Source organism: Bacteroides sp. (genome assembly GCF_029057325.1).
In the GTDB taxonomy this organism is placed as follows: Bacteria; Bacteroidota; Bacteroidia; order Bacteroidales; family Bacteroidaceae; genus Bacteroides.
Window position 1 is genome coordinate 1 of the sequence record NZ_JAICZW010000204.1, and the last position, 5,768, is coordinate 5,768.

Annotated in this window: 3 protein-coding genes; 1 reads left to right on the forward strand and 2 read right to left on the reverse strand. The window is 50.7% G+C overall.

All coding sequences use genetic code 11. The annotated features are described in order from the left end of the window. The coding region (locus tag K2G43_RS13190; protein ID WP_300156007.1) for a glycoside hydrolase family 2 TIM barrel-domain containing protein at positions 1-3,839 on the forward strand (3,839 nt) is incomplete at its 5' end. A 257-nt stretch (positions 3,840-4,096) separates the two neighbouring features. Here K2G43_RS13190 and K2G43_RS13195 read toward each other — a convergent pair. Continuing rightward, positions 4,097-4,705, reverse strand: coding sequence for a thiamine phosphate synthase (locus K2G43_RS13195; protein ID WP_297644727.1), 609 nt, complete (start codon positions 4,703-4,705; stop codon positions 4,097-4,099). 453 nt (positions 4,706-5,158) lie between these two features. Next, on the reverse strand, positions 5,159-5,755 hold the full coding sequence (locus tag K2G43_RS13200) for a superoxide dismutase (protein ID WP_297644729.1): 597 nt from the start codon (positions 5,753-5,755) through the stop codon (positions 5,159-5,161). Between the last annotated feature and the right edge of the window lie 13 nt (positions 5,756-5,768).

Here is a 5,768-nt window from a genome sequence, read left to right on the forward strand (position 1 = left end):
CGGACGTGACGACGGCGCGGAAAGTATTGCCGGAAAACAGCGCTTATTGGATGAGCCTGAACGGAGATTGGAAATTCAGTTGGGTGCCCGAACCCGATAAACGTCCGAAGGACTTCTACCGTACGGACTACGATGTCAGCGATTGGGATGTCATCCCCGTACCGTCCAACTGGAACATGTATGGCATTCAGAAGGACGGGACACAGAAATATGGTACCCCCATTTATGTGAACCAGCCGGTCATCTTCCAGCACAAGGTGGCTGTGGACGATTGGCGTGGAGGCGTGATGCGTACACCGCCCGCTCATTGGACCACCTACAAACACCGGAACGAAGTAGGCTCCTATCGCCGCGAGTTCACGCTTCCCGAGAATTGGGAAGGCCGCGAGGTGTTCATCGACTTCGACGGTGTGGATTCGTTCTTCTATTTGTGGATTAACGGACGCTATGTGGGATTCTCCAAAAACTCCCGCAACGTGGCCAGCTTCAATATCTCTCCCTATCTGGTGAAAGGGAAGAACGTGGTGGCTGCCGAAGTCTATCGCAGCTCCGACGGTTCGTTCCTCGAGGCGCAGGACATGTTCCGCCTGCCGGGTATCTTCCGTACGGTGGCATTGACTTCTGTTCCGAAGGTGCATGTACGCGATTGGGTGGTGACGCCGGACCTGAACGCCTCTTTGGATGAAGGCACCTTGTCCATCGAAGCCGACATCCGCAACTTCGACAAGAAAGAAGCCAAAGGCTATAGCATGACCTATTCGCTCTATGCCAACGACCTCTATTCGGATGAAACCACGTTGGTGGCTGCCGGTGTGGCTACCGCTGCCGTCAATCCGGTTGCAAAGGACGAAATCGTATCTTGCAAGACCACGCTTACGCAAAAGGCTCCCAAATTGTGGTCGGCTGAGAAACCCTATCGCTATACGCTGGTAGGAGAGCTGAAAGACAAGAAAGGACGCACCGTGGAAATCGTCTCTACCTATATCGGTTTCCGTAAGGTGGAAATAAAAGAGACGCCCGCATCCGAGGATGAGTTCGGGTTGGCAGGACGCTACTATTACATCAATGGCAAGACCGCAAAATTGAAGGGAGTCAACCGTCATGAGACGAATCCCGTTGTGGGCCATGCCGTCACTCGCGAGCAGATGGAGCAGGAAGTGATGCTGATGAAGCGTGCCAATATCAACCATGTGCGCAACTGCCATTATCCGGACGATCCTTACTGGTATTATCTGTGTGACAAATATGGCATCTATCTGGAGGATGAAGCCAACATCGAATCTCACGAATACTATTACGGCAAGGCTTCGCTGTCCCATCCGGTAGAGTGGGAGAATGCGCATGTGGCCCGTGTCATGGAGATGGTGCACAGCCATGTCAACCATCCTTCCATCGTCATCTGGTCGTTGGGTAATGAAGCCGGTCCGGGCAAGAACTTCGTCACGGCATACAATGCCCTGAAGGCGTTCGACCTTTCCCGCCCCGTGCAGTACGAGCGCAATAATAATATTGTAGATATGGGTTCTAACCAATATCCTTCCATCGCTTGGACGCGTGAAGCCGTGAAAGGTACCTACAAAATCAAGTATCCTTTCCACATATCGGAATATGCACACTCCATGGGTAATGCCTGCGGCAATCTGGTGGACTATTGGGATGCCATCGAATCGACCAACTTTTTCTGCGGCGGTGCCATTTGGGATTGGGTCGATCAGTCCATGTACAATTATACACCGGATGGAACGAAGTACCTTGCTTACGGCGGTGACTTCGGCGATACGCCCAACGACGGTCAGTTTGTGATGAACGGCATCGTTTTTGCCGACTTGGAGCCGAAACCTCAATACTACGAGGTGAAGAAGGTTTACCAGCACATCAGTGTACGTGCTTTGGACGTGGCGAAAGGCGACTTTGAGATCTTTAACAAATACTATTTCAAGGATTTGTCCGACTATCAGGTGCGCTGGTCGCTTTATGAGAACGGCAAAGAGGTGAAGGACGGCATACTTTCCGTAGGACAGATTGCTCCCCGTAGCAAGGCGAAGGTACACGTGCCATACGACTGCGGAACACTGAAACCCGAAGCGGAATACTTCGTGAAATTCCAGTTCCAACTGAAGGAGACGGCACCGTGGGCAGAACGTGGCTACACGATGGCCGAAGAACAGATTGCCTTGAAGCAGGCGACAGGGCTGCCCGGACTCGGCGAAGTGACCGCATCGGCCGGCAAGCTGACATTGGATAAGGCGGATGAGCGTTTTACCGTGGTGAAAGGCGAGGGCTTTGAGGTGCGTTTCGACAAACAGACCGGAACTATCTATAGCTTGAAGTACGGCGACAAGACGATTATAGCCGATGGCAACGGTCCTAAACTGGATGCTTTCCGTGCCTTTACCAATAACGACAACTGGTTCTATGCAAACTGGTTCGAGAACGGATTGCACAATTTGCAGCATAAGGCCACCGATTGCAAGGTGATGCAGCGTCCGGATGGTGTGATCGTATTGGCATTTACAGTCGAGTCGCAGGCGCCGAATGCAGCCCGCATCCTTGGCGGGACTTCCAGCGGAAAGAATAAGATAGAAGAACTGACTGAACAACCGTTTGGTGCCGACGACTTTAAGTTCACCACCAACCAGGTATGGACGGTTTATCGCGACGGCTCCATCGAGTTGCAGGCGGGCATCACTTCCAATCGCTCCAGTTTTGTATTGCCTCGACTGGGCTATGTGATGAAAGTGCCCGGCAGCTATGAGAATTTCACTTATTATGGTCGTGGCCCCGTGGAGAATTATCCTGACCGCAAAGTCGGACAGTTCATCGAATTGTATCGCAACAAGGTGGCCGATGAGTTTGCCAACTTCCCGAAACCGCAAGACATGGGCAACCACGAAGATGTACGCTGGTGTGCCTTGACCGACAATGCCGGAAACGGAGCGCAATTCATCGCCGACGGTAAGATGTCGGTGGCACCTTTGCAATACTCGGCTGTGGACATGACACTTGCCGGACATCCTTACCAGCTTCCGAAGGCAACCGATACCTATTTGCACCTGGATTTGGCGGTAACAGGATTGGGCGGAAACAGTTGCGGACAAGGTGGTCCGTTGGCGCATGACAGGGTGCTTGCCGGACAGCATTTCTTCGGCTTCATCATCCGGCCGGCATCCGGCGATTTGTCAGCTGCCGCATCAGTAAGGGCAGACGGTGAGATTCCGTTGAACATCATCCGCGATAAAGCGGGCGAGGTGACGATTGTCGCTCCCCATTCCGATATGGAAATCTGCTACACACTTGGAAAGAGCAAGAAGGTGATGCGATTCGCCGAACCGATTTCGATGCGCGACGGAGGTACCATTACGGCTTGGTTCAAGTCCACTCCGGATATCAAGTCGGTGATGACGTTCGATAAGATAGAGAAGGTTGCGGTAGAAGTGGTGAATGCCAGCAGCCAGGAGAGCGGCGAAGGCGATGCTTCCAACTTGGTGGATGATGACCCCACTACCATGTGGCACACCATGTATTCCGTGACCGTGGCGAAACATCCGCATTGGGTGGATCTGGATGCCGGAGCGGTACGCACTATTCAAGGATTCGTTTACCTGCCCCGTCAGGATGGCGGTAACGGTAATGTGAAAGATTACAGCATTCAGGTCAGCATGGACGGACAGAACTGGGGCGAACCGGTCGCTCAAGGCAGTTTTGCCAATGATGCCAAAGAAAAGAAAGTGCTTTTCAAGACTCCGGTGAAGGCGCGCTTCGTCCGCTTTGTCGCTCTTAGCGAGCAGAACGGGCAGGACTATGCGTCGGGAGCAGAGTTGTCTATCTTGGCAGAATAAGGTAGAACCTTGTGTGCCATCATGAGTTTTTGACTTTTTAGGCACGGATTTACACGGAAGACACGGATTGACGAAAGAAAAATCCGTGTATCCCATGAAATCCGTGCCTAAATTATATTATTATGTCAGTCTCTTTTTATTCCGACACATTGCTTTTTTTCTTAGAAATTGAAGTGCCCGAAGAATGATAGGTCGAGCATGATGGAAAGTTCTGACGGGTTCCGGTGCAGACCCTGCTTACATTTTATTCAGCCTGCTTAGTCTGCTATTTTCTTTAGTTTTTTGAAGTGCTCGATGATTCCTTGGTAATCGCGGTCGGTGCAGGGATTGAACTTGTTCCAGAGGTCGCCCATGATGACGGCACCGCCGAATCCATACTTCTTTACTTCCCGTATGTTGTCGGCCGTGATGCCTCCCCGTGCCATGACTTTGCTGTCTATGAGTTTGTTCTTTCCTGCCATGCGCAATTCTTCAGCGGTGAATCCGGCGGTGATTTCGGGTCGGGTGATGCAGTCGTATATCGGGGAGAGAAACAGATAGTCGTAGAAATGTTTTTTGTTTTTCACCTCTTCCAGTGAGTGGCAGGTGCAGCTGACGTTGCCCGAATAGTCATCCGGTTCTTTGGGGTTGCGGCTGTTCAGGTGGATGCCCATTAGGTTGAACTCTTCTTGCAGGTAAAAATGTTCGTGGGTGACGATGCGTTTATGATACTTTTCCGGAATCAGTGTCAGAAGCCGCTCTGAATACATGGCGGGGGTTTCCGGTTTTCTCAGATGCAGAATATCCAGCCCTTCTTCAAAAAGCGCTGTGATAATTTTGTCTTCTTCCACAAAGAATGTGGGCCTGGTGACTATGATTAGTTTCATTTCTTTTGTTCAGCATTTAAGTTTAGCAAAGTTAATGAATACTTGTTGTAAGGGGCTAATATTTCTTTTAAAATATGTTATACCGGACATGGCTTCTTCATTTACGGGGGAGGTTGTCCGAAAACCTTGTTGTCGCTTATATGCTGTTCTAATTTTTAGGCACGGATTACAGGATTTCACAGATCAACTAAGAAGAAATCCGTGTAAATCCGTGTAAACCGTGCCTAAAGAAAGCACAAATGGTGTAATCTCGTGCCTGCAAGAAAGCCTGACGAAGGTTTTCGGACCGTTCGGAAGAGCTCTGGCCCTTTTGCAGAAAACAATGCTTCTTTTTACTGAGAACTTCCTATGTTTTCCATCGAAAGCAGGTTAGTTTTCAGCAAAAAGAAGCATTGTTTTTTTGAACGGCAATCAACCGCTACTTGCGCTTCATGCGCATGGATGCCGAAGCGGCTATTTCAGTCTTCCACTTACCACGTCCCAGTCAATAATCTTCCACAAATCGTTGATGTGGTCGGCGCGTCGGTTCTGGAAGTCAAGGTAGTAGGCATGTTCCCAGACATCGAATCCGAGCAACGGGGTCAGCCCGGAGCGTATCGGATTGCTGCCGTTGGCCTCTTTGGTGATGTGCAGTTTGCCGTCCTTGTCGGCAGACAGCCATGCCCATCCCGAACCGAACAGTCCTACGGCTGCCGCGTTGAACTCTTTCTTGAAGTTCTCGAAACTGCCGAAGTCTCGTTTGATGGCTTCCGCCAGTTTGCCGGTAGGCTCCTTGTGAGTCGGGTTCGGCGAGAATTGCAGGAAGTAGAGCGTGTGGTTCAGCACTTGTCCGGCATTGTTGAAAATGGGGCCGTCCGGTGCGGTGGCGACAATGACGGCCAGTTTCTTGCCTTCAAATTCCGTTCCCGGCACTAAGTTGTTCAGGTTGTTGACGTAGGTTTGCAGATGCTTTCCGTAGTGGAAGTCTATTGTTTGCTGACTGATTACAGGTTCCAGCGCATTGTTGGCGTAAGGAAGTTTAGGCATTTCATAAGTCATAATGGTCATCATTAAAGTTGTTAAT

Coding starts and splice junctions, on each gene's coding strand:
- K2G43_RS13200 (WP_297644729.1), bottom strand. CDS start 5,755: ATGATGACCATTATGACTTATGAAATGCCTAAACTTCCTTACGCCAAC.
- K2G43_RS13195 (WP_297644727.1), bottom strand. CDS start 4,705: ATGAAACTAATCATAGTCACCAGGCCCACATTCTTTGTGGAAGAAGAC.